Origin of the sequence: Polynucleobacter duraquae (genome assembly GCF_000973625.1) — a bacterium.
In the GTDB taxonomy this organism is placed as follows: domain Bacteria; phylum Pseudomonadota; class Gammaproteobacteria; order Burkholderiales; family Burkholderiaceae; genus Polynucleobacter; species Polynucleobacter duraquae.
Window position 1 is genome coordinate 1559069 of record NZ_CP007501.1, and the last position, 21659, is coordinate 1580727.

The 21659-nt window shown below is 45.8% G+C and carries 26 protein-coding genes; 15 read left to right on the forward strand and 11 right to left on the reverse strand.

Annotated elements, in window-relative coordinates:
• Positions 1-4 precede the first annotated feature (4 nt).
• The gene (locus CL55_RS08060) at positions 5-1003 is read right to left on the reverse strand and encodes a tripartite tricarboxylate transporter substrate binding protein (protein ID WP_046331261.1); all 999 of its coding nucleotides are present in this window, start codon (positions 1001-1003) and stop codon (positions 5-7) included.
• A 90-nt stretch (positions 1004-1093) separates the two neighbouring features.
• Here CL55_RS08060 and CL55_RS08065 point away from each other — a divergent pair, with 90 nt between their 5' ends.
• Positions 1094-1861, forward strand: coding sequence for a sulfurtransferase (locus tag CL55_RS08065; protein WP_046330624.1), 768 nt, complete (start codon positions 1094-1096; stop codon positions 1859-1861).
• Between the two features lie 12 nt (positions 1862-1873).
• On the opposite strand, the gene CL55_RS08070 is transcribed toward CL55_RS08065, so the two are convergent.
• Positions 1874-2176 (reverse strand): antibiotic biosynthesis monooxygenase family protein, encoded by a 303-nt coding sequence (locus tag CL55_RS08070; RefSeq protein ID WP_046330625.1) that lies wholly within the window; start codon positions 2174-2176, stop codon positions 1874-1876.
• Positions 2177-2251: 75 nt separating this feature from the next.
• Between CL55_RS08070 and CL55_RS08075 the strand changes: the two genes are divergently transcribed.
• From CL55_RS08075 to CL55_RS08090, 4 genes are read left to right on the forward strand one after another with little or no spacing between them, the layout of a single operon-like run.
• Positions 2252-3226, forward strand: a complete 975-nt coding sequence (locus CL55_RS08075; protein WP_052728807.1) for a D-2-hydroxyacid dehydrogenase family protein — start codon at positions 2252-2254, stop codon at positions 3224-3226.
• A gap of 5 nt (positions 3227-3231) precedes the next feature.
• Positions 3232-3771 (forward strand): chromate transporter, encoded by a 540-nt coding sequence (locus tag CL55_RS08080; protein WP_082091916.1) that lies wholly within the window; start codon positions 3232-3234, stop codon positions 3769-3771.
• A complete protein-coding gene (locus tag CL55_RS08085; protein WP_046330627.1) occupies positions 3768-4289 on the forward strand; it encodes a chromate transporter in 522 nt (173 codons plus the stop codon). The genes CL55_RS08080 and CL55_RS08085 overlap by 4 nt, the downstream gene beginning before the upstream one ends.
• 5 nt (positions 4290-4294) lie before the next feature.
• Entirely contained in the window at positions 4295-5263 is a 969-nt protein-coding gene (locus CL55_RS08090) for a Bug family tripartite tricarboxylate transporter substrate binding protein (RefSeq protein ID WP_046331263.1), read from the forward strand.
• Positions 5264-5278: 15 nt separating this feature from the next.
• On the opposite strand, the gene crcB is transcribed toward CL55_RS08090, so the two are convergent.
• From crcB to CL55_RS10675, 4 genes are read right to left on the reverse strand one after another with little or no spacing between them, the layout of a single operon-like run.
• Positions 5279-5656 (reverse strand): fluoride efflux transporter CrcB, encoded by a 378-nt coding sequence (crcB, locus tag CL55_RS08095; RefSeq protein ID WP_046330628.1) that lies wholly within the window; start codon positions 5654-5656, stop codon positions 5279-5281.
• A 9-nt stretch (positions 5657-5665) separates the two neighbouring features.
• Positions 5666-6445 carry a 4,5-DOPA-extradiol-dioxygenase gene (gene ygiD / locus CL55_RS08100; protein ID WP_046330629.1) on the reverse strand — a complete coding sequence of 260 codons (780 nt, stop codon included), beginning with the start codon at positions 6443-6445 and terminating at the stop codon, positions 5666-5668.
• A gap of 9 nt (positions 6446-6454) precedes the next feature.
• Positions 6455-6592, reverse strand: a complete 138-nt coding sequence (locus CL55_RS10715) for a hypothetical protein (protein WP_170217005.1) — start codon at positions 6590-6592, stop codon at positions 6455-6457.
• Positions 6593-6636: 44 nt separating this feature from the next.
• On the reverse strand, positions 6637-6804 hold the full coding sequence (locus CL55_RS10675) for a hypothetical protein (RefSeq protein WP_156156292.1): 168 nt from the start codon (positions 6802-6804) through the stop codon (positions 6637-6639).
• 28 nt (positions 6805-6832) lie between these two features.
• Between CL55_RS10675 and CL55_RS08105 the strand changes: the two genes are divergently transcribed.
• Entirely contained in the window at positions 6833-7495 is a 663-nt protein-coding gene (locus tag CL55_RS08105; RefSeq protein ID WP_046330630.1) for a site-2 protease family protein, read from the forward strand.
• Between the two features lie 59 nt (positions 7496-7554).
• The gene (locus tag CL55_RS08110) at positions 7555-8007 is read left to right on the forward strand and encodes a c-type cytochrome (RefSeq protein ID WP_046330631.1); all 453 of its coding nucleotides are present in this window, start codon (positions 7555-7557) and stop codon (positions 8005-8007) included.
• Here the strand turns inward: CL55_RS08110 and CL55_RS08115 are convergent, their stop codons facing one another.
• Together CL55_RS08115 and CL55_RS08120 are read right to left on the reverse strand one after the other, a co-directional pair.
• Positions 8008-8688, reverse strand: a complete 681-nt coding sequence (locus CL55_RS08115) for a cytochrome b/b6 domain-containing protein (RefSeq protein WP_046330632.1) — start codon at positions 8686-8688, stop codon at positions 8008-8010.
• 39 nt (positions 8689-8727) lie between these two features.
• On the reverse strand, positions 8728-9669 hold the full coding sequence (locus CL55_RS08120; protein ID WP_046330633.1) for a 3-hydroxyacyl-CoA dehydrogenase family protein: 942 nt from the start codon (positions 9667-9669) through the stop codon (positions 8728-8730).
• Between the two features lie 84 nt (positions 9670-9753).
• Between CL55_RS08120 and CL55_RS08125 the strand changes: the two genes are divergently transcribed.
• From CL55_RS08125 to CL55_RS08140, 4 genes are all read left to right on the forward strand, one after another.
• A complete protein-coding gene (locus tag CL55_RS08125; protein WP_046330634.1) occupies positions 9754-10683 on the forward strand; it encodes a 2-hydroxyacid dehydrogenase in 930 nt (309 codons plus the stop codon).
• A 12-nt stretch (positions 10684-10695) separates the two neighbouring features.
• Entirely contained in the window at positions 10696-11622 is a 927-nt protein-coding gene (locus CL55_RS08130; protein WP_046330635.1) for a dihydrodipicolinate synthase family protein, read from the forward strand.
• A gap of 28 nt (positions 11623-11650) precedes the next feature.
• Positions 11651-12601 carry a TAXI family TRAP transporter solute-binding subunit gene (locus CL55_RS08135; protein ID WP_046330636.1) on the forward strand — a complete coding sequence of 317 codons (951 nt, stop codon included), beginning with the start codon at positions 11651-11653 and terminating at the stop codon, positions 12599-12601.
• 76 nt (positions 12602-12677) lie between these two features.
• Entirely contained in the window at positions 12678-14690 is a 2013-nt protein-coding gene (locus tag CL55_RS08140) for a TRAP transporter permease (RefSeq protein ID WP_046330637.1), read from the forward strand.
• 77 nt (positions 14691-14767) lie between these two features.
• Here CL55_RS08140 and CL55_RS08145 read toward each other — a convergent pair whose 3' ends face one another.
• Positions 14768-15901, reverse strand: a complete 1134-nt coding sequence (locus CL55_RS08145) for a mandelate racemase/muconate lactonizing enzyme family protein (RefSeq protein WP_046330638.1) — start codon at positions 15899-15901, stop codon at positions 14768-14770.
• 131 nt (positions 15902-16032) lie between these two features.
• On the opposite strand from CL55_RS08145, the gene CL55_RS08150 reads away from it, so the two are divergent.
• A complete protein-coding gene (locus tag CL55_RS08150) occupies positions 16033-17472 on the forward strand; it encodes a M23 family metallopeptidase (protein WP_046330639.1) in 1440 nt (479 codons plus the stop codon).
• 50 nt (positions 17473-17522) lie between these two features.
• On the opposite strand, the gene CL55_RS08155 is transcribed toward CL55_RS08150, so the two are convergent.
• Positions 17523-17963: a universal stress protein gene (locus CL55_RS08155; protein WP_046330640.1), complete on the reverse strand. Its 441-nt coding sequence runs from the start codon at positions 17961-17963 to the stop codon at positions 17523-17525.
• An 87-nt stretch (positions 17964-18050) separates the two neighbouring features.
• Between CL55_RS08155 and CL55_RS08160 the strand changes: the two genes are divergently transcribed.
• Positions 18051-18452, forward strand: a complete 402-nt coding sequence (locus tag CL55_RS08160) for a DUF2177 family protein (RefSeq protein ID WP_046330641.1) — start codon at positions 18051-18053, stop codon at positions 18450-18452.
• Positions 18453-18465: 13 nt separating this feature from the next.
• The gene (locus CL55_RS08165; protein WP_046330642.1) at positions 18466-20094 is read left to right on the forward strand and encodes a SulP family inorganic anion transporter; all 1629 of its coding nucleotides are present in this window, start codon (positions 18466-18468) and stop codon (positions 20092-20094) included.
• Between the two features lie 5 nt (positions 20095-20099).
• Here the strand turns inward: CL55_RS08165 and CL55_RS08170 are convergent, their stop codons facing one another.
• Positions 20100-20831 carry a sulfite exporter TauE/SafE family protein gene (locus CL55_RS08170; protein WP_052728809.1) on the reverse strand — a complete coding sequence of 244 codons (732 nt, stop codon included), beginning with the start codon at positions 20829-20831 and terminating at the stop codon, positions 20100-20102.
• A 66-nt stretch (positions 20832-20897) separates the two neighbouring features.
• Here CL55_RS08170 and CL55_RS08175 point away from each other — a divergent pair, with 66 nt between their 5' ends.
• Entirely contained in the window at positions 20898-21656 is a 759-nt protein-coding gene (locus CL55_RS08175; protein ID WP_046330643.1) for a helix-turn-helix domain-containing protein, read from the forward strand.
• The last annotated feature ends 3 nt before the right edge of the window (positions 21657-21659 follow it).

The following is a 21659-nucleotide window of genomic DNA, read 5'->3' on the forward strand; positions in this document are numbered from 1 at the left end:
TTCCTTATTGCGCTTCTTTGATATTGTTTTCAATCACGAACTTACCCCAGATCGCAATTTGCTTACCGATAAAGTCACGCAAAGTTTCTGGGTTGCCGGCGACAATCTGAATCCCTTGAGACTTCAGTTTCTCAGACACAGCCGGTGTTTTTAATGCTTTAGTGACAGCATCATTCATGGCATTCACAATTGCTGGTGGGGTTTTGCCTGGGGCCAATACTGCCCACCATGCTGGCGCATTAAATCCAGGGAAACCACTTTCAGCAATCGTTGGCACATTGGGCAACTCAGGCGATCTTTTAGCAGTAGTGATTACCAAGGGGATGACACCGCCACTATCAACATGGGGCTTGACCAAGAATTCTGAGCCAACAGCCAGTGGAACCTGACCACCCAGTACATCTTGCATCAATGGGCCTCCACCACGGTAAGGCACGTGATTCCAATCAAATCCTGCTTGCTTAGCCAAACGTGCCATAGCTAAGTGACCAAGGCTACCAACGCCAATGGATCCATAGCTAAATGGTTTGCCAGCCTTAGACTGGTCCACCAACTGCTTAAAGCTTGTGATGCCAGAATTCTTACTGGCGACCAATACCATCGGTGAAGTGCCAATTAAGGTCACAGGCGCTATATCTTTAATCGTGTCATACGGGAGCTTATCTTTGAGGATCGGATTTACACCGTGCGTGTCAAATACCACAGCAAAGGTATAACCATCAGGATCTGACCTTGTCATAGCGGCAGTTCCGATCACACCAGATGCTCCGCCAATATTTTCAACAATCACGTTTTGCTTTAATTCCGCCTGCAAAGCCGGAGCTAAGGTGCGAGCCACTTGATCCACAGAGCCACCTGGCGGGAAAACAGCAATCAGGCGAATCGGTTTTTGGGTAGGCCAAGTACCCACACCGGCCGTTTGAGCGCTGGCAAAAGAACCAGCAAACATCGCAAATAGGCTAAATAAAAGCGCTTTTTTAGTTATTTTCAAGTAAATCGTCATGACATCATCTCCCTCGATTAAGACTGCAAGATTACCACCCATCCTTGCCGCTTGTTTGATAATAGATGCCGGAGCAAGATGAGATTACCTATGAAACCAATTTTGAACATAGCCGCCTACTTATTTGTCAGTTTGGATAATTTAGCTGAGCTACGCACCGAGATCTTAGATGAGTGCAATTCTGGCGAGTTAAAGGGCACCATTCTCCTGACTGGCGAAGGTATCAATATGTTCCTAGCTGGTAGCGAACCTAAATTACGCAGCTTTATAAATTACTTGCGCCAGGATCCGCGCTTTGCACCCCTGCAAACCAAAGATAGCTGGTCTGAAACTCAGCCCTTTAAGAAGATGCTGGTCAAAATTAAGAATGAAATTATTCGGATGAATCACCCGGCGATTCGTCCGGAAGAGGGTCGCGCCAACTTCATCACACCAAAAAAATTACAAGAGTGGCTTGATCGTGGAACAGATGATTTAGGACGCCCGGTCGTCATGGTAGACACACGCAATGCTTTTGAAGTTGAGTATGGAACTTTTGACAATGCACTGCATTTCAATATCGAGAAATTTACAGAATTTCCCGAAGCCATTACTGCACATAAAGACGAGCTAGCTGATAAAACTTTGGTGAGCTTTTGTACCGGCGGAATTCGTTGTGAAAAATCCGGGCTCTACATGCGCGAAATTGGCATGCAACATAGTTATCAGCTTGAAGGCGGCATTCTCAAGTACTTTGAAGAAGTTGGCTCCGCACATTACACCGGCAGCTGTTTTGTATTTGATGAGCGGGAAGCGCTAGAACCTAATCTAGACACCATCCCACTTGAGCGCTCAATCCGAAAAAAACAAAGCGCGTAATTACTGAAGGTACTAGCTCGATTTACCCACTAAAGTCATATGCTCAACAAAAGGGGGTTTTACGAAGAATGGTCCAACAATGGCTCGCCAATCAGCAAAGGCATCTGACCCCCTAAAGTCGACTGTATGGTTCTCAAGGGTATCCCAGTAAATCAATAATAAATAACGGGCAGGACTTTCGATACTGCGGTTTACCTTAAAGCCCTGAAAGCCTTTAGCTTTAGCTATCACCGTATTGACGCCACGCAAAATAGCCTCTTCAAATTCAGCACCCTTGGTTGGGTCAATTTCGATATCGCAATGCTCCAAAATCATGGGGATTTCCTTTGTCAAAATTACTCAGTGATCGATAGTAAACTCAAGCAGAATAACAAATCAGCAAAGAGAGTCATGGCCAATTTACCTAATATTGTCATCCTGGGAGATTACGAGCGCGCTCTGCGTCGCTTCTCTCAATGGGACCGGATAGAGCAAAATTCAAACCTCACCATTCATCATGAGCCGTTGCTGGATGAGGCCTTGTATGAGGCAGTCAAAGACGCTGATGTGATTGCCATCGTACGCGACCGATCCCCCTTTAATGAAGCCATGATTGCAAGGCTGCCAAAGCTCAAATTATTGATGTTCACAGGAAAGCGAAATGGCACGTTAGATAGCGCTGCCCTCCTTGCTCGTCATATTCCGATTGCCTGCACGCTAGGAGGCCCTTCGAAAGAAACTACTACCGAGTTAACCTGGGCATTAATTTTAGGAGCTTCAAAACAATTGGTTCGCCAAAATCATTTAGTGATCTCTGGGGGCTGGCGTGATGAACTCTCGGTTCTACCCATGCTCTCAGGTGAGCGTTTGGGAGTGATTGGTCTTGGTGCTATCGGCAGTGCCGTCGCTCGTGTTGGTAAGGCATTCGGCATGGAGATAGTCACTTGGAGTCCTAATATGACGCAGGAACGTGCCGCAACCGAAGGCGCAACTTCCGTTAGCCTTGATGAGCTACTAAGCACATCAAAAATAGTCACTATGCACTTAGTAGCGGGCCCTGGAACCAAAGGCCTCATCAGTGCCGATCAACTCGCATTAATGCGCCCTGATTCCATTCTGGTCAACACCTCGCGCTCTGCATTAATCAATATGTCTGATTTATGCGTTGCCCTCAAAAAAGGCTGTCCCGGACAAGCTGCTGTTGACGTATTTGATATTGAACCATTGCCATCCAATGATCCCTTGCGCAGCACCCCAAATTTATTAGCCACTCCCCACCTAGGTTTTATCGCGGAGCCTGTCTTTAAAATGTTCTCTCAGGGGATTACTGAAACTCTGGAGGCCTGGCTGGATCAAAAGCCAGCACCCCATCCATATCAGCCTTAACGCTTTTGAAAACACTGACTCCAACAGAATTATTTATCAGCTTTAGTAAGATCGGCATGTCTGGTTTTGGTGGTGTACTACCATGGGCGCGCCGCACTTTGGTTGAGCAGGACAAGGTGTTGAGTTCGGAAGAATTTAGCGCAATTTTGGGTATCTGCCAAATTGTTCCAGGCCCCAATATTGTGAATCTTGCGGTTTGCATAGGTTCTCGGTTTGCTGGCGCCAGAGGCGCACTAGCGGCAGTCCTAGGCTTAACGCTGGGGCCGATCTGCATCGTGATGCTATTAGCAATCCTCTATACACATTACAGCGACCTAGAGTCTGTCCAAGGAATACTGCGGGGTATCTCTGCTGTTGGGGTTGGCTTAATTGCCTCTACTGGCATCAAGATGTTGCGTGACGAGTTACGCTTTCCACTAATGCTGCTGGTTGTACTTGTCACCGTAATTGCAGCCAGCTACTACCAGCTAGGTCTTGGCTGGGTGGTCCTAATAGCATCTCCGCTAGCCTGGGTCTTGGCACAAAAAAAGGCTCGCAAACTATGAGTGTTTTATTGAGTCTATTTTTAAAACTCTCTGCCTTCTCGCTCATTGCCTTTGGCGGAGTAAATGCCTTACTCCCAAGCTTACTTAAGCTATCGGTTTACCAAGAGCAATGGATTGACCTGCAAACTTTTGCTGATTATTTTGCAATCGCTCAAGCAGCGCCGGGCCCTAACTTCATGACGGTAACGCTCATTGGCTGGCATGTCTATGGGGTGCTTGGGGCTTTGATTGCAACCTTCGCAATTGCCTGGCCGTCATCCATCTTGGTTTATCACTTGCAGCGCCTCATACTAGGCATGAAAGATGTGCAAAAAAAGAAATCGATTCAGTATGCAGCTGCGGCACTTGCGATTGGATTGGTTCTTTCCTCCGCATGGCAGATTGCCTTACAGATCAATCATAGCTATGCTGCATATGTACTTACGATAGTCACAATCGGAGTCACTGTTTTGACTCGCTGGCATCCTTTATATTTAATTGCGCTAGGGGCAGCCCTAGGAATGATTGGAGTAATTTGAAAATGATGAGACTGCTTAAGACATTTATATTTGGCGCGACATTACTTATTGTTGCTACGCCACAAGCGCAAACCAATTACCCCACTAAACCCATTACCATCGTTGTGCCTTACGGTGCAGGTGGGAGCGCAGACTCTCGCAGTAGGCAGCTAGCGCAAAAAATGAGCTTGATTCTGAAACAACCCTTCGTCATTGACAACAAACCCGGTGCCGGCGGAAATATCGGCACTGAGTTTATTGCAAGATCTGCCCCAGATGGCTACACCATTGGTATGGGAAACTTTGCGCCAATGGCGGTAAACAAAACGCTTTTTGGGAATTTACGGTATGACCCAGAGATGGATCTTACCCCCATCATGCTGATAGAAAAGGGTCCACTAATTCTGGTAGTGAACCCAAATTCTCCATACAAAACCATTCAAGATATTGTTACAGCAGCTAAGGCAAAACCAGGGACCCTGACGTTTTCTTCTGGAGGCATTGGCGGCAGCCATCAACTCTCAGCTGAGCTGTTTATGCAAAATGCTGGCATTCAAATGATTCATGTGCCCTACAAGAGTGGCTCTGCTGCTTTAACAGATTTGATGGCAGGTAACGTCGATATGATGTTTGATCAGATGTACTCTGCAGTTCCCAACATCAGAGCAGATAAACTGCGCCCTATTGCTATCACGAGTAAAAAGAGATCTCCACTATTTCCAAATGTACCCAGCTTTGCAGAGCTGAGCTACCCTAAGGTGGAGGTACTCAATTGGCAAGGATTTATTGCGCCTTCTGGCACACCTAAGGCCATTATCGACACATTAAATAAAGCATCTAATGAGGCGCTTAAAGATCCACAACTGCGTGAGTTAATGCTCTCCCAAGGAAATGAAATTGGTGGTGGCAGTCCTGCTGATTTTGCAGCCCTCATCAAATCAGAGGCTGCAAAATGGAGTGCTGTGGTTAGAGCCGGAAATATCAAGCCCGAGTAATCTAGATGCGCAAACTTACTTCAACGCTTGGTAAGTCAGAATACCTAAAAAGGTTAAGCAGAGTGAGCCAGCTAAATGTAAGAGCGCAGTGCCCAGTGCCCAACTCACTTCGCCACGCTGCATAAAACCGACCACTTCAGCAGAGAAGCTGGAGAAGGTAGTGAGGCCACCTAAAAAACCCGTAATGACGAATAGCTTCCATTCAGGGGAGAGGCTTTGATTATTACCAAAAAAGGCTACGGCAATTCCGATGAAATATCCGCCAACCATATTAGAAATAAACGTTCCCAATGGAAGAGTTGAGGCAACACTGACTGTGACGAGATTAAAGCCTGCCCTAAGCAAAGCGCCCAGACCTGCGCCACAAAAAATTGCAAGAAAAGATAGCCACATATTCGGTATTTATTGGATTGAAAAAGCAAGCATGCTAATGGAGCTCATTTCTACTCCATCCACTAACACCTTAGAGGTTTCACCTTGCTCTTGCAGGGCAAGCGCATATAAAGCTGGCCAATAGTGCTCAGGGGTCGGAATAGATAAATGCGCGGCATCACCGCACTGCTCCCAATGAATTAAATTGTCATGATGATTTGCCTGCATCTCAGAAACAAAAAACTCATTGAACTCGTTAGCCCATGAATAAGGTGTTGCACCCTCCTCCCAATGAATCGTGCGCAAGTTATGCACAACATTACCGCTAGCCAGGATCAAGATATTCTCGTCACGCAAAGGACGTAATTTTTTAGCAAGCTCGTAATGCTCACTCGCAGTCATGGAACCATCTAGGCTCAGTTGCACTACCGGTATATCTGCATTTGGATAGAGGTATGTCAGAACAGACCATGCACCATGATCAATACCCCACTCATTCTCCTCAAGCACCACGGGAACATCCAATAATTCTTTGACCCGATCTGCCAGTGCAGGACTACCGAGCGCTGGATATTGAATATCAAACAGGGCTTGCGGAAATCCGCCAAAGTCATGAATAGTTTTAGGTTTGGGCATTGCTGTAACCCACACTCCGCGGGTTACCCAATGGGCCGAGATAACTAAGATGGCATCTGGGCGTTTGAGTGATTTGCCAAGATTGGCCCAAGCAGCTGTATAGCGATTGGGCTCAATGGCGTACATCGGACTGCCATGACCAGCAAATACTGCAGGTTGGCGATGGCTAGTCATTACAGCAGATTAGCCAAATACGTAACCAGTGTGAGCCGCAACCAATGCAAACAAAATAGCCAAGCTAGTAGCAGCTGCCAACATCACGATCAAGGTGATGATTTTCTTGTTCACTTCTTCTTTTGACTCTTTATGCCATTCGTTCATGCTAAACCCCAGTTAAATACATTATTTGATAGTGCAATTATCCACTATCGGCCGCGGCCAGCCTTGCGCATTATGGCTTTTCCACCCCCAAAGCCTGCCTGAGGTCTGCCGCCAGGCCCGGATGGGCCTTTTGGGGCTGGTGGACGTGCTACTGGCTTAGCTGCTACGGGCTTAGCGGGGATTTTTGATTCAGGTTTTTTATCGTCAGTCACTTTTTGCTCCTATGGATATCATATTGCCATGATTACTGACTATTCTATCCAAGCTATCGCCATTAATGCGATTCCTTTGATTTTTGCCATCACCATTCATGAGGCTGCCCATGGCTATGCAGCCCGTTATTTTGGTGACAATACAGCCTACATGCTCGGCAGAGTCAGTCTCAACCCCATTAAACATATAGATCCGGTGGGAACTATCCTAATCCCCCTCATGCTGATTTTGGCCAGCTCACCATTCTTGATCGGCTATGCCAAGCCGGTGCCGGTCAACTTTGGGCGCTTACGCAACCCTCGAATTGACTCGATTTGGGTCGCCTTAGCAGGACCAGGCTCAAATTTCGCGCAAGCTCTGATTTGGGCTATTTTCTTGATTACCCTGATTGGGTTTGGAGTTGACGAACGGTTCTTGTTGGCAATGTCGCAAGCTGGCATTACTTGGAATTTAGTGCTCTTGGTGTTTAATCTATTCCCCCTGCCACCCTTAGATGGGGGTCGCATTCTGGCGAGCTTATTGCCGGCTCGGCAATCCATCGCCTTCGGGAAACTAGAGCCCTATGGATTCTTTATCGTTCTGGCACTCGTTTTTACAGGGCTCATTGGTAGCTTTTGGATGGAGCCCTTGACGGCCTTTTTTAAGGGCGTTGTTTACTTTGTCACACTTCCCCTACAAATGCTTTTCTGAAGTATTCTCAAAATTCAAACTCATCAGCGGTAACTCACTGATCTCACTGGAGCTTAACTATGAAACTGAAACATTTAATTTTGGCTGCTATCGCGCCCACACTAGTCGCCGGAACAGGCCTTGCTTATGCACAATTTAAAAAACCAGAAGACGCTATTAAATATCGTCAAAGTGCTTTTACTGTGATGGCCAATTCCTTTGGGAAAATTGCTGCCGTTGTTAAAGGCGAGGCGCCATTTAATAAAGATGAAGTAGCAAAGAATGCGGCCGTTGTTGCCATGATCTCGACTTTGCCATGGCAGGCATTTGGGCCTGGCACAGAAGGTGGCAATGCACTTCCAGGCGTATGGTCAGATAACGCTAAATTTAAAGCGGCTGGAGAAAAAATGCAGTTGGCTGTTGCTAGCTTGAATACTGCTGCTCAGTCAGGCGATCAAGAAGCAATCAAAAAGGCTTTTGGTGCAGCAGGCGCTACTTGCAAAGGTTGCCATGATGACTTTAAGAAAAAGTAATCAGCTAGTAATGAAGTAACCTAGCGTTACCGCAATGAGGCTCAGTAGTAATAGTGCAAAGCCTCTTTGCAAACTTCCATCCTTGGAAGCCTGACCCAAGTCTGCAGAGAGATTGATTTCTGTTTTGCTTGGGTCAATTTCTTTATCGCCCACCAACATCGGCTTAATTAAATTCTCACCTTTAAATTTTTGGTAATACAGAATCGCGCACAGATGAAGCACAATCAAAATAATGAGAATGTTCTCATTAAAATAATGAATAGACGTCAATAGCTGAACCGCCTCATTAGAAACATATTTTGAAAACGGTCCCTCAAAGGCAACATCGTCATTTGCAAAAAGTCCAGTGACGGCTTGCAGGCCCACTGAAGTAATTAAAGCGATGACAGATAAAGCGCCTAAGGGGTTATGGCCAAGACCTGCCCTTGATTTACCGGATAGAAATCTGAGCAGCCCTCTGGGGCTAGGCACAAAATGAATGAAACGCGCATGGTATGAACCCATTAAACCCCAGCAGATCCTGAAAATAATTAAAGTCAGGACACAGTAACCAACTCGCCCATGCCACTCCATGGCATTACCGCCAATCTTTACAGTCACAAAGCTCAGTATGATCCCAAGGACTAAAAACCAATGGAACAGACGTATTGGCAAGTCCCAGATACGAATGATTTTTTTCATTTACCAAGAATAAATCAATGCATGGCTATGTCGCCTAATTTATTTGATCTCAGGAAGGTCTTTTTGAATAATCTTTAAACCTTCGCGCAAGGCTTCTTGGTAGCGCTCTCGCTCCGCCTTCATAGTCTCTGCAGTCCAAGCATAAAAGCCCTCGCCAGTTTTCATACCCAGCTTGCCACTAGCGATGCGATCACTTAAGCATTTGGCAATATCCGGGGAGTTATTGAGAGTTGGATAAATCGTTGCGCCACCAGCACCATGTACATCCAATCCAGCATGGTCTCTCTGCATTGCAGGTCCTGCAGCAATGTAACGAAAACCAAAGCCAAAACGTACAGCCCTATCAATATCTTCTAAGCTAGCAATCCCAGCATCGACCATCGCGAAGGCTTCGCGGGACAAGGCATGCTGCAAGCGATTTGCCAAGAAGCCTGGTAAATCTTTTTTCACGGTAACGGGAACCATGCCGCAAGCCGTCATCAGACGAGAAAGGCTTTCGCCCACCATCGGCGAAGTCTTTGTACCGTAGACCACCTCTACACAAGGCACTAAGTGTGCCGGCATGAAGAAATGTAAGCCAATCATCCGAGCCGCTGTTTTCAACCCAGCTGAAATATCACTAATTGGAAAGCTAGTGCTATTACTGGCTAAAACTGCCTCAGGCTTTGCATACTTCTCTAACTTGGCAAATAGCTCTTGTTTAATATCTAAACGCTCAGGAACACACTCGATTACTAAATCGACTTCTGACCAATCCACTTCCTCTAAAGAGCCTGCAGTAGAGAGCAAATGTAGGCGGTGCTCATAACCAAGATCGATCATGGTGTTGGCAAAGTAATCCGGTAAAAGTGCGCGGCGCTCAGTTGTAGGCTCCAGTACCTGAACCGCACACCCTCCACGTGCACAAACCGCTGCTACATCAGCACCCATAGTGCCGCCCCCAACGATGACGACTTTAGTTTCTGATGGGGTAAATAACATCTCAATTTCTCCTTGGGTGGCAAGATAAGGACTACGAATCCTTTTACAATGCTGTCATTATTCCAATAAAAAAGTAAGTGAGACATGATCCCAGTCAATTCAGTACTGCAGGTCGGGCAATTTCCAGAGGTAATGCAAGCAGTCATTGACCAGCGCATCACACCTGTCCGCCTTCTTGACCCAAATTCTCCAATACCGGCAGGCTCGTTTACGAGCATCTTGATTCGCTCCAATACCAAATTACCTGTTGCGCTACTAGAGCAGCTGCCTCAAGTACGTATGGTGGCCACCTGCGGTGTTGGCTATGACAACCTCCCTCTTGCTTACCTCAAGACTCACGCTATTGCTGCCAGCAATACCCCAGGGGTATTAAATGATGCTGTCTGCGAATTGGCCATTGGTATGTTGTTTGGCTTATTGCGCCGTATTCCACAAGCACATACTTTTGTGCAAAGCGCAGCCTGGAAAAATGGTCTTTTTACAGTGACTACCACCTTGGCCGGTAAACGCGTTGGTATCGCCGGGATGGGGCGAATTGGACAGGATCTGGCAAAACGGCTTGAGCCCTTTAAAGTCAAGCTAGCCTATACCGGCCCCACTCAAAAAGACTTGCCCTATGATTTCTATCCAGATATCACTGCTCTGGCACAGGTATCTGACGTCTTATTTCTGACCTGCCCTGCCAGCCCAGAAACAGACAAAATGATCAACGCTATAGTCTTAGATGCTTTAGGACCTCAGGGCTACCTGATTAATATTGCCCGGGGAAGTGTGGTCGATGAGGCTGCACTTTTAGTTGCACTGCAGCAAAAAAGGATTGCCGGTGCGGCATTAGATGTATTTGAAAATGAGCCCAATCCGAATGGGGGCTTCTTAAATATCGATAATGTCCTACTTACACCGCATATTGGCAGTGCTACCTCCGAAACGCGACAATTAATGACAAATTTAGCAATAAATAATTTAGAAGCTTTTTATAATCAACAGCCACTTCTCACCGAAGTTCAAAATTAAACCGGAGTAAGTATGACCATTTCCCTACACCCTTCAACGCTGCCTGCAGTACTCTCGCCAGTATTGACTCCATTCAAAGCGGATGGCAGTCCAGATGCACAAAAATTACTGAAGCAATGTCAATGGCTTGAAGCTAACGGCGTCGGTCAAGCGATCTTCGGCACGAACTCAGAAGCCAATTCGATGTCAGACCCGCAAAAGATGAACACCTTAATTGCGTTGATTGAAGGCGGCTTGAACCCAGCGCACATGATGCCTGGAACTGGAGCCACCTCCATTGATGCCACCGTGCATATGACTAAACATGCAGTGCAACACAAGTGTGCTGGCGTGTTGATGTTGCCACCGTTCTACTACAAAGATATTACTGATGATGGCCTCTTCGCCTACTTCTCAGAGGTAATCCAAAAAGTGGGTGATACAGGATTGCAGATTTATATCTACAACATTCCACCCGTCACGAAGATTAATCTGAGTCTTTCTTTATTGGAGCGCCTTCATAAGGAGTACCCAAAGACAGTTGTTGGCATGAAAGACAGCTCTGGAGACTGGGCGTATACAGAATCCGTCATTAAGCTCTTGGCACCATCGGGTTTTCGCGTATACGCTGGCAGCGAAGTATTTCTCATGCGTGCCCTGCGGGCAGGTGGGGTCGGCTGTATCTCCGCAACGGCTAACGTAAACCCTAGGGCTATCGCTGAATTAGCCGCGCATTGGAGAGAATCTGATGCAGATCAACGTCAAGATGTCCTAGATCAAGTACGTTCAGTATTTGCTCATTATCAAATGATTGCTGGCATGAAAACTGCCGTTGCACACTACAGTAAAGATGCTGAATGGTTACGCGTACGTCCACCACTCATGCAACTGAACGCAGATCAACAAGCAAAGTTATTGAGTGAGCTACAAAAAATGAATTTCAGCATGCCAGGCCTTTAATTTAATAGATGCAAAACAGGAGACAAAAATGAAGCTAATCAAAGTAATTGCCGTATCTATCACTATGTTGTTCGGTGCTGCACAAGCACAAAATATTTCCATCGCAACCGGCGGCACTGGTGGCGTTTACTATCCAATGGGTGGAGGCTTAGCCTCAGTCTTATCCAAGCACGTACCAGGAATGTCAGCCACTGCTGAAGTGACAGGTGGCTCGGTTGATAACTTAAAACTCGTTGGTACCGGTAAACCTTATGTTGGTTTCTCAATGGCTGATGCTGCTAAAGATGCTAAAGATGGTGAGGATAAATTCAAGGACAAGCCAATCGATTTACGCAACTTACTCATACTCTATCCAAACCTCATGCACGTTGCTACCGTCGAATCTACTGGCATTAAGACCATGAAAGATCTCAAAGGTAAGCGCGTTAGCACAGGCTCACCAGGAAGCGCTACTGAAGTGATGGCTTTTCGCCTGTTAGAGGCTGCAGGGCTGGATAAAGACAAAGACGTCAAGCGTGAGCGCTTGAGCGTTGCCGAGTCTGTCAATGCAGTAAAAGACCGCAAGATTGATGCCTTCTTTTGGGTAGGCGGATTACCAACTGCAGCCGTTACTGATTTGGCAAACAGTCCTAGCATGAAAATTGTCATGGTAGACACTTCTGCTGAAGTTCCCGCTATGAATAAAAAATATGGCAATTTGTACTTCCCATCCGTAATCACAAAGCAGACTTATAGCGGGATGGAAAAAGATAACAATGTTGCAGCAGTTGCCAATCTTTTAGTTGTGAATGCTTCTATGTCTGAAGCAGAGGCATACAAAATTGTTAAAGCAATTTTTGATAATCAGCTTGAACTGGTCCGCTCACATGCTGAGTACAGAAATATCAAGCTAGAGAACCAAAAAGCAAATGCCTCGCCGATTACTTATCATCCAGGCGCTTTAAAGTACTTTAAAGAAAAAGGTATCAAAGTAAACTAAGCCATATCGGGGTGAGTTAATCTCACCCCTTCTGCTTTAATGATGTACATAAATATCAAAATAGACTGATTAAGACATGAATCAAAATGTAATTGATAACGAAACCCAAGAAAAATTAGATGCCTTCATTAAGCAAGAAGAGGGTGATTCTAATGACTACAAAGGTCTGCTGGCCATATTCATTACGCTGGTGGCAATAGGTATGTCTTTGTTTCATTTATATGCTGCCTACTCGATCGTTCCAACACATCAGCTCAGAGTTGTCCACGTTGCCCTAGTCTTGTTTTTAGTGTTCTTAAGCTTTCCTATTGCCGCTCGCTTTAAAAATAAGTTGATGTTTTGGGATGTTTTATTTGCCATAGGCTCAGTTGCCATCGCCTATTACATTCTGGCCGGCGGCGATGAACTCATGGACAGAAATACTGCTCCAAATTCTACTGACGTCATGGTTGGTATTGCTCTGATCCTACTTATCCTAGAGGGCGTGAGAAGAACCAATGGCATGGTGCTCGTCACCGTTACAGTACTTTTCTTGCTGTATGCCTTCTTTGGCAACTACCTGCCCGCCCCATGGACTCACAAAGGCTATGACTTAGATCGGCTTGTCGGTTATATGTTCATGAGTCTAGAAGGTATCTATGGCACTGCAGTCGACGTTTCCGCAACCCTGATTATTCTTTTCACTATCTTTGGTGCCTTTTTACAATTTACTGGCGCAGGAAAATTCTTCATTGACTTCTCTTTTGCCGCAATGGGTGGCAAATCATCTGGTGTAGGCAGAACCATTGTCTTGTCCTCCTTCCTGATGGGTGGCCCATCAGGATCCGGTGTGGCGACTACCGTTACGGTCGGCTCTGTAGCTGCGCCTATGCTTGAAAAAGTCGGTTACGAAAAAAATGCTGCGGGTGGTCTTTTGGCCGCAGGTGGACTTGGCGCGATCATCTCACCACCAGTATTAGGAGCGGCCGCCTTTCTGATTGCCGACTTCCTCAAAATCTCCTACTTAGATGTGTTGCTCATGGCAACTATCCCCACGATTCTGTTCTACCTTGGCTTGTTTGTCATGGTTGAAATCGATGTGCGTAAGTACGGCATGAAAAATATTCACTTTCCATCCGCAGAAAGCGCTTGGAGTTTAACTAAAAAATATTGGTTTCATTTTTTCTCTTTGATTTCTATCGTAGTGTTTATGATGTTTGGTTTCTCGCCAGTGATGTCAGTCTTTTGGGCTACCGTTGTGTCTGCACTGTCTAGTATGTTGCGTGAAGATACCGCAATCATTCCATGGGCCTGGTTTAAAGGTAAACAACCCATACTCTCCGGTCTTTATAAATCTAGTTTATCGAAGGCACTCTCTTCTGGTTCTACGGGCGTATTAGCGATTGCAGCAACGTGCGCGGGTGCAGGTCTCATCGTTGGCACTGTTACCCTCACTGGCCTTGGTCTCAAATTTAGCTCCATCGTGATTCAATATGCGGGAGGCTCATTGCTGCTAACGGCCATCTTTACAGCATTAATTGTTTGGATCGTCGGCCTCGCGGTACCAGTAACTGCCTCTTATATTATTTGCGCTGTGATCGCTGCGCCGGCACTGATTAACTTAGGTGTGCCTGCATTTGCCGCGCACATGTTCATCTTCTATTACGCTGTACTTTCAGAGGTGTCGCCCCCAACCGCTTTATCTCCATTTGCTGCAGCCGCAATTTGTAAAGGCAATCCTTATAGAACTACTTTACAAACCTGGAAGTACGTTGCCCCAGCCATTTTGGTGCCATTTATGTTTGTCCTCGATAAATCAGGTGTGAGCTTACTCCTGATGGGATCTACCAGCGCTTTAGAGCAGGCCGACTGGACGCAAATTGCATGGATTTCATTTACAGCTGTAGTTGGCATCATTTGTTTGGCCGGCGGCTTGCAGGGTTGGTTTATTGAAAAAACCAAAGTATTTGAGCGCGTCATCATGGTGATCTCCGGAGTGGCTTTAGCCTACCCCTCCACCGAGGCCGATCTCATTGGTTTTATTGGGTTTGCTTTGGTACTCATTACCCAACTCATTACTCACTACAAACTCAATCCCAAATCTACCTAAACATATTTGTGTAGTTTCAGATCACAAAAAATCCCGCCTCGTAAGCGGGATTTTTTATTACCGAGAATGTAAATACATTAAACAATCTTCGTCCAAGCGGTCTTACCAGCATATTTTTTGATTGCAGTTTCATCAAACTCAAATCCTAAGCCTGGTGTCTTATGCAAGATTAAATCGCCATTCTTGAAGGTGAGCTGCTTATTAATTAATCGACGGAAGTTTAAGACCTGATCATCCAAGAAGAATTCCACAAAACGCGCATTTGGCGTTGCTGCCACTAAGGGGGCATGCAGATCATGCATCCAATGTGGGCAAACAATCACACCCTTTAAATCCGCATAAGCAGATATACGACGCCACTCCGTGATACCGCCACAGACTGCTGCATCAGACTGCAAAATAGCGACACCACCAGCTTCAATTAACTCCCTAAAACGCCAGCGTCCAGCCTCCATCTCACCTGTAGCAACGTTGATCTTGGTCTGACGAGCTAGGGCCGCATGCAGATCGATAGCATCCGGAGAAAATGGCTCTTCGATCCAATAGGGGTTGTAAGCCTCAAAGCGACGAACATACTCAAGGGCAGTCGGCAGATCGCGCCAGGCATTGTTAGCATCTAGGGTCAGCAAAACATCGTCACCTACAGCCTTACGAGCAGCCTTAACCCTCGCCTCTTCTTCTCTTGGGGATAGTCGCCCCACTTTCATTTTGACGGCCTTAAAGCCCTGCTTTACGTAGGACTCCATTTCCTTACCCAACATGGCGGGTGTTTTACCATCAAGGTAGTAGCCACCGCTGGCATAAGCTGGAACGCGATCATCTACGACTGATCCTAAGTATTGGTGGAGAGGCAATTTAGCAGCACGGGCATTTAAGTCCCAAAGGGCAGTATCGAGGATTGAGATACCGCGCATCACTGCACCGGCGCGCCCTTGCAAAATAGACTCGTTGTACATATCCATCCACAGACCTTCGCTGCGATGACTATTTTGACCAATCAGTTTTGGGGCTAGCAATTGCTCAACGGCAATCTTGGCAATATCTCCACCCGCACTGCCGACATAGCAAAATCCAATACCCTCATTGCCATCCTTACCTCGAACTTTAACCAGGCAATAGTGCCGCTCTGAAACCGTTCGAGTGGAAAAGGAGGTGACCTTATCTAGAGGCACCGCTACAGCAGCAACTGACACAGACTCAATAATCGGCATGAAAATTCCTTTAACTAAAAATTTATTGTATCTACAACTTTTGCCACTTTCCTTGACCAACTTCAATAGAAAATTGCTGCACTACAACATAAAAAATAGTGGGCTTGGTAACAATATTGGATAATCGAGTCGTGAAAAAAATAGCCGGCCATTTACCTTACTTATTGAGAAAAGTCTTCAAGGTTGCCGGACTCTGTCTAGTAGTGCTTGCCTCAAGCGCACAAGCACAGCAAGCCAGTCAAACTACCAAGGCCAGCAAAACCCCTCAGATAAAACAGAAAGCGGTGAGTCCTAGCAATAAGCAGGCTGGTATTCAGCTGAAAGAAAATTCACTCAATCGCTCCACCAAAAGCATGGACTTAAATCCTGAGTTATTTAAACGGATTGAGAGCACGCAGAGCAATGAAAGTGGTGCAAATCTAGACTATCGCGTCCAGCGTGGCTGTCTACGTCGTAGCTTTAACGAGGAGAATCTTCCAGCTAATCTAGGTTTAGAAAACCGAGAATTCAATGATTTCTTCAAATCTCAAACTAAAGGGTTCTTTGATCGAATGCGGGGTGATTGCATCCCTTATGCATTAGCTCTAGGTAGCCGCAACCGCTTCGAATCCTTGAGTGTCATGAATGGCCCGATACAGGATGCCAAGACTGAGATTTGGACTTTTACGCCATCAGTAGCGGGTAACTTCTTAATTCAGCAGGACTACCTTAGAGATGAATCCAAGCGCTTTACGGAAATCCAATTACCTCTGAGTGCTGTTTTATATGATCCCAAAAAAGTGGGCGATAAATTACCCGTTGAATTAGTTTGGGAACTGAACTCCATCATTAAGCAAATTTATCCCGAGGAAAATAATTCACTTGAAAATACCAATAGTATTGTTCGTCTAATTGTGGATTTTGGCGACAAGGAACGTTGGGCTCAAATTTGGGCGGTAGAAATCATTGAGCCGTCCTCTAGTGAAGTATTTGCCAGCGCTTTTTGGGTTGAAAGAAATGATATCCCTGGAGGCTTTTATACCTCTAGCGGAGAATCGATTGAGCGTACTTTCTGGACGAATCCCCTGAGCTATCGACGCATCTCGCGCGGAGTTGGCAGTGTAAGAGCATCAAGCAAAAGAGCTGCGCCACCAAAGAACGGTAGCGCTGTTGTCGCTGCTCCCAAGCAGAGATATCGCACCCACATGGGAATTGATTATTCGGCACCCACTGGGACGCCCATCTTTAGCGTAGCTACAGGCAAGGTAGTACATTTGGGCTATAGCGGCGCCTTTGGTAACCTGATCATTCTTGAGCATCCTGGAAACTATCGCACCTACTATGCCCACTTGAGCGGCTACAACACCGAACTAGAAGTGGGTAATGAAGTTCGGCGTGGCCTAGAGATTGGCTATGTCGGATCTACTGGACGCTCCACCGGTCCTCACCTCCATTTTGAATTAAGAAAAGATGGGGTCTATGTTGATCCCTATGCAGTAAAAACTCAGCTAGATTTATGGAATATGCGTGATAGTGATAGTGGATTACTTACTCGAGAAATTCTCTTGCTGGGTACGCCGCTAATTAATTAGCAATTGAAAAGGGGTCTCATTGGACCCCTTTATTTTTGATGCGCTAAGCATTAACCCAATACTAATACCGGTATCTTAGAATGCACGATCACCTCGTGTGTTTCACTACCCAATAAGATGCTCTTAATACCAGTACGCTTATGCGAGGCCATCACAATCACATCAGCTTTCGATTTCTTAGCACCATCTAAAATACCCTCTGATAAATTGCTATTAGGAATATGAAGCGTATTTGCTTTTACGCTAGCACCCAATACAAGAGCAGCCTTTTTCAAGACATCAGTTGCATAAGCTTCGCAGACCTTCTTGTGGTCCTTTTGAGAAATTCCATAGCCCATAGAACTATCGGAATACACCATCGGGGGCATAGGATCCGAAACATAAACTAATGTCACAACTGCTTTATCAGCCTTTGCAAGCTCAGCTACCTTTTTTAAAGACTTTTTGCTCACGTCTGAACCATCAACTGGTACTAATAAATGTTTGAACATATTGACTCCTGTTAAATTAACCCTAATACCTTACATTCCATCATAATCTTTATTATTCAACTAGAAAACTAGAAAAAGGACACTAAATTGCTCAAGTACTTTGCAGTGTATTTTTCGTTTCTCATCACACTAATCATCATTGATTTAATTTGGCTTCTGGGTATTGCCAGGAATCTCTATCGCGATGAAATGGGTTCACTCATGGCTAGTGAGCCAAAATTGTGGGCAGGGCTAGCTTTTTATCTCTTATATGCGCTTGGGGCATCTATCTTCGTCATTTTCCCAGCAATTTCAAAACAGTCCTGGATTTACGCAGCGCAGTATGGTGCCCTGTTTGGGTTCTTTTGTTATATGACTTACGACCTAACCAATCTTGCAGTGATTCGCGACTTTCCCATGCGCTTGGCATTTGTAGACATTGTCTGGGGATCTGCTGTTACCGCACTATCCGCGACCATCGCCTACTGGGTTGGCAATCGGATCGCTTAACAGTTTTTCGCACATGCATTTTTTCCACCCCAAACTACTCGACTCTCTTAAGAGCTATAACGGCACTCTTTTCAGTAAAGATATATTGGCAGGCATTACGGTTGGGGTAGTCGCACTACCTTTAGCTATGGCATTTGCGATTGCTAGTGGACTTAAACCAGAAGCAGGTATTTTTACCGCCATCATTGCTGGTGGCTTAATTTCTATCTTGGGCGGCAGTCGTGTGCAAATTGGTGGGCCAGCTGGTGCATTCATCGTCATCGTTTACGGCATTGTTGAGAACTATGGCCTTGCTAATTTACTTCTAGCAACTGTCATGTCTGGAGTATTTTTATTTCTAATGGGGCTCTTTCGGCTGGGGACATTAATTCGTTTTATACCAATAGCAGTCATTATTGGTTTTACCAACGGTATCGCCGTGCTGATTGGAATGTCTCAAGTAAAAGAATTTTTTGGTCTTCAAATTACCAAAATGCCTGCTGAGTTTTTTCAAGCAGTTCAAACTCTATATGCTGCTGCCGACACTGTTAACCCTATCGCCCTCATTTTATCGATCGGAACGCTCACCCTGCTAATTACTTGGCGGATCTTTCAAAAACAGCTTGGTTATCTTAGCTACCTTCCGGGAACAGTCATCGCCATGGCTATGGCCACGATCGTGACGAGTGCATTTAATCTTCCAGTAGATACCATCGGCAGTCGTTTTGGCGGCATCCCTTCAGGTCTACCCAGCTTTGAATGGATCCCCATTAGCTGGAGTACCGCTCAATTTGTCATTGCACCTGCCATTACTCTCGCCCTACTTGGGGCGATTGAGTCACTACTATGCGCCCGAATTGCTGATGGACTGATTCATGATCGTCATGAGTCCAATCAAGAGCTGATGGCTCAGGGTGTTGCCAATGTAGTTACCCCGTTCTTTGGTGGCATGCCAGCCACAGGAACCATTGCTAGAACGGTGACCAATATACAAAGCGGAGGAAGCACCCCAATTGCCGGGGTCGTTCACTCGGCAACCTTGCTGGTGATTATTCTATTTGGAGCTCCGCTAGCGAAAAATATTCCTCTAGCTAGCCTAGCTGCGATCCTGATGTTTGTTGCTTGGAATATGGGTGAATGGAAAAAGTTTGCAGACCTCAAGCAATTTCGCCTACCTTATCGCTTAACTATGTTGAGTGTATTTTTTCTGACGATCGTGTTAGACCTCACTGTCGCAATACAAGTGGGCTTATTGCTGGCATTTATTACTTTCATCTACCGTATCTCAAGTTTGTCACGCTATGAGCCAGTCAATCTGATTGATTTTCCAGAGCTCAAGCAGTATCAGGGGACTATTTCTGCTTTCAGAATTTATGGTGCCATCTTTTTCGGTGCAGTCAAAATTCTGGAAAATATTGAAAATGAACTACCCTCAAAAGTATTGATACTTGATCTTAAGAATGTGATCTACATCGACGTCTCCGGAATGGATGCTGTACTTGAACTCGAAGCGGTTTGCAAAAATCGGAATATTAAGCTCATGATTTGTGGACTAGCTCATCAACCCTACGAGATGGCCTCAAGAGGAGGTCTATTGGAGCGCCTGCCTATCGATTGCATTCACCCAGATCTGCAGCAAGGCATTGCTCGGGCAATCAGTTAATCTCATTAGCTGATACAGAAACCGCCTTTAAGCAAAGCTTCTGGCAAATACCAAGCGCGATAAAGACCAAATAGTGCAGCTGATAACAAAAGGCCTGAAGCAATGTATCTCACGACAGCATATTGACTCAGTTGCGCCAAAGCTGCTGAAAACTTTGAAATCAGTAATAGATTAGGTAAGGTGCCTAAACCAAACGCCAGCATTAGCGCTGCACCTGTTAAGACATCCCCCGATAAAAAGGCGAGCGGTAAAACACTGTAGACCAAACCACAAGGAACAAGACCCCATACCATTCCACTAAACCAGCGGGATGAAGGGCCTGTGAAACTTCCTAAATATTGAGCCCAATAAGTAGCCATGCGTGCCCCTAGCCACTTCCCAAGCAATGGAGAAGCATTAGATCTGGGGCGCAAAAGACGTAAACTCATTAGCAATAAAAGGAGTGATGTCATGGCAAACAAAGGGCGCTGAATAGGCACTATATTTTGCTGCCAAAGAGCTGCACCAGCCCAAGCAGCCAAGGCGCCGAGCAAAACATAGGTCATCAAACGCCCAGCGTGCATGATGAGCTGAAGATAAAACAGCTCAGACTTACTTTGCAATGGAGCATAAGTCACTCCACTAGAGTTACCTTGACGCTCAACTGCAGCAGCAATACCGCCACACATCAAAGCGCAATGCCACCCACTGACTAGAGCGCCCAAGAAGACAGCCAACACGAGACTGGCGGTCAGCATTGCAGGGAAATATTAAAATGGCACATTATCCGAGTAGAATAAACTGATCTGATAACTTGATCTAATATGAATTACACCAACTCAGATGTCCCTAGTGGCAAATGCTCAGTCTGTGTACTTGGCCAGTTTTGCTTGCCCGTGGGCATTAGCCCATCTGACATTGCCAAGATTGACACTCTCGTAAAAGAGCGGGTTCACTTACAAAAAGGTGAAAGCCTCTACCGCCACGGTGACCCACTTTCTGCGGTCTACAGCATTCGTTTTGGCACCCTCAAGACTGAGTATGGTTTAGAGGATGGACGCCAACAAGTCATCGGCTTTCATTTACCTGGTGAGATCTTAGGGCTTGATGGTATCGGAGACGGTAGCTATCAATCTGAGGCAATTGCTCTAGAAGAGAGCGAAGTTTGCATTATTCGCTACGAGGCATTTGAGGACTTAGCACGCCAAATTCCAGAGTTGCAAAAGCAATTTCACCGCATTCTGAGTCGTGAACTCACACAAGATCAACGTCACCTACTCTCACTCGGTAGTTTGCGTGCAGAGGAGCGTTTAGCAAGCTTCCTATTGAATCTTTCTCAGCGCCTAGCTGCACGAGGATATCTCAATAATGAATTTGATTTGCGTATGAGCCGAGTAGAAATTGGTAGCTATCTCGGTATTCAGATTGAAACTGTGAGTCGGATGCTCTCACGCTTTGCTGAATCAGGACTCATTCAAATTAAACAGCGTCATATTAAGCTGATTGACGTGGACGGACTATATCAATTGGCCGGTATCCAAAACCCTGAACGCACAGTTCAGATCAAACCCTGTGTTAGCTAAAGC

What these genes read in the sequence shown, in the direction of transcription:
- CL55_RS08075 (WP_052728807.1), top strand. Translation starts at nt 2,252, where the DNA reads ATGGCCAATTTACCTAATATTGTCATCCTGGGAGATTACGAGCGCGCT.
- CL55_RS08060 (WP_046331261.1), bottom strand. Translation starts at nt 1,003, where the DNA reads ATGACGATTTACTTGAAAATAACTAAAAAAGCGCTTTTATTTAGCCTA.
- CL55_RS08145 (WP_046330638.1), bottom strand. Translation starts at nt 15,901, where the DNA reads ATGCCGATTATTGAGTCTGTGTCAGTTGCTGCTGTAGCGGTGCCTCTA.
- CL55_RS08110 (WP_046330631.1), top strand. Translation starts at nt 7,555, where the DNA reads ATGAAACTGAAACATTTAATTTTGGCTGCTATCGCGCCCACACTAGTC.
- CL55_RS08125 (WP_046330634.1), top strand. Translation starts at nt 9,754, where the DNA reads ATGATCCCAGTCAATTCAGTACTGCAGGTCGGGCAATTTCCAGAGGTA.
- CL55_RS08135 (WP_046330636.1), top strand. Translation starts at nt 11,651, where the DNA reads ATGAAGCTAATCAAAGTAATTGCCGTATCTATCACTATGTTGTTCGGT.
- CL55_RS08165 (WP_046330642.1), top strand. Translation starts at nt 18,466, where the DNA reads ATGCATTTTTTCCACCCCAAACTACTCGACTCTCTTAAGAGCTATAAC.
- CL55_RS08090 (WP_046331263.1), top strand. Translation starts at nt 4,295, where the DNA reads ATGAGACTGCTTAAGACATTTATATTTGGCGCGACATTACTTATTGTT.
- CL55_RS08140 (WP_046330637.1), top strand. Translation starts at nt 12,678, where the DNA reads ATGAATCAAAATGTAATTGATAACGAAACCCAAGAAAAATTAGATGCC.
- CL55_RS08065 (WP_046330624.1), top strand. Translation starts at nt 1,094, where the DNA reads ATGAAACCAATTTTGAACATAGCCGCCTACTTATTTGTCAGTTTGGAT.
- crcB (WP_046330628.1), bottom strand. Translation starts at nt 5,656, where the DNA reads ATGTGGCTATCTTTTCTTGCAATTTTTTGTGGCGCAGGTCTGGGCGCT.
- CL55_RS08085 (WP_046330627.1), top strand. Translation starts at nt 3,768, where the DNA reads ATGAGTGTTTTATTGAGTCTATTTTTAAAACTCTCTGCCTTCTCGCTC.
- CL55_RS08130 (WP_046330635.1), top strand. Translation starts at nt 10,696, where the DNA reads ATGACCATTTCCCTACACCCTTCAACGCTGCCTGCAGTACTCTCGCCA.
- CL55_RS08105 (WP_046330630.1), top strand. Translation starts at nt 6,833, where the DNA reads ATGATTACTGACTATTCTATCCAAGCTATCGCCATTAATGCGATTCCT.
- CL55_RS08070 (WP_046330625.1), bottom strand. Translation starts at nt 2,176, where the DNA reads ATGATTTTGGAGCATTGCGATATCGAAATTGACCCAACCAAGGGTGCT.
- CL55_RS08170 (WP_052728809.1), bottom strand. Translation starts at nt 20,831, where the DNA reads ATGCTGACCGCCAGTCTCGTGTTGGCTGTCTTCTTGGGCGCTCTAGTC.
- CL55_RS10715 (WP_170217005.1), bottom strand. Translation starts at nt 6,592, where the DNA reads ATGAACGAATGGCATAAAGAGTCAAAAGAAGAAGTGAACAAGAAAATC.
- CL55_RS08155 (WP_046330640.1), bottom strand. Translation starts at nt 17,963, where the DNA reads ATGTTCAAACATTTATTAGTACCAGTTGATGGTTCAGACGTGAGCAAA.
- CL55_RS08175 (WP_046330643.1), top strand. Translation starts at nt 20,898, where the DNA reads ATGAATTACACCAACTCAGATGTCCCTAGTGGCAAATGCTCAGTCTGT.
- ygiD (WP_046330629.1), bottom strand. Translation starts at nt 6,445, where the DNA reads ATGACTAGCCATCGCCAACCTGCAGTATTTGCTGGTCATGGCAGTCCG.
- CL55_RS08115 (WP_046330632.1), bottom strand. Translation starts at nt 8,688, where the DNA reads ATGAAAAAAATCATTCGTATCTGGGACTTGCCAATACGTCTGTTCCAT.
- CL55_RS08120 (WP_046330633.1), bottom strand. Translation starts at nt 9,669, where the DNA reads ATGTTATTTACCCCATCAGAAACTAAAGTCGTCATCGTTGGGGGCGGC.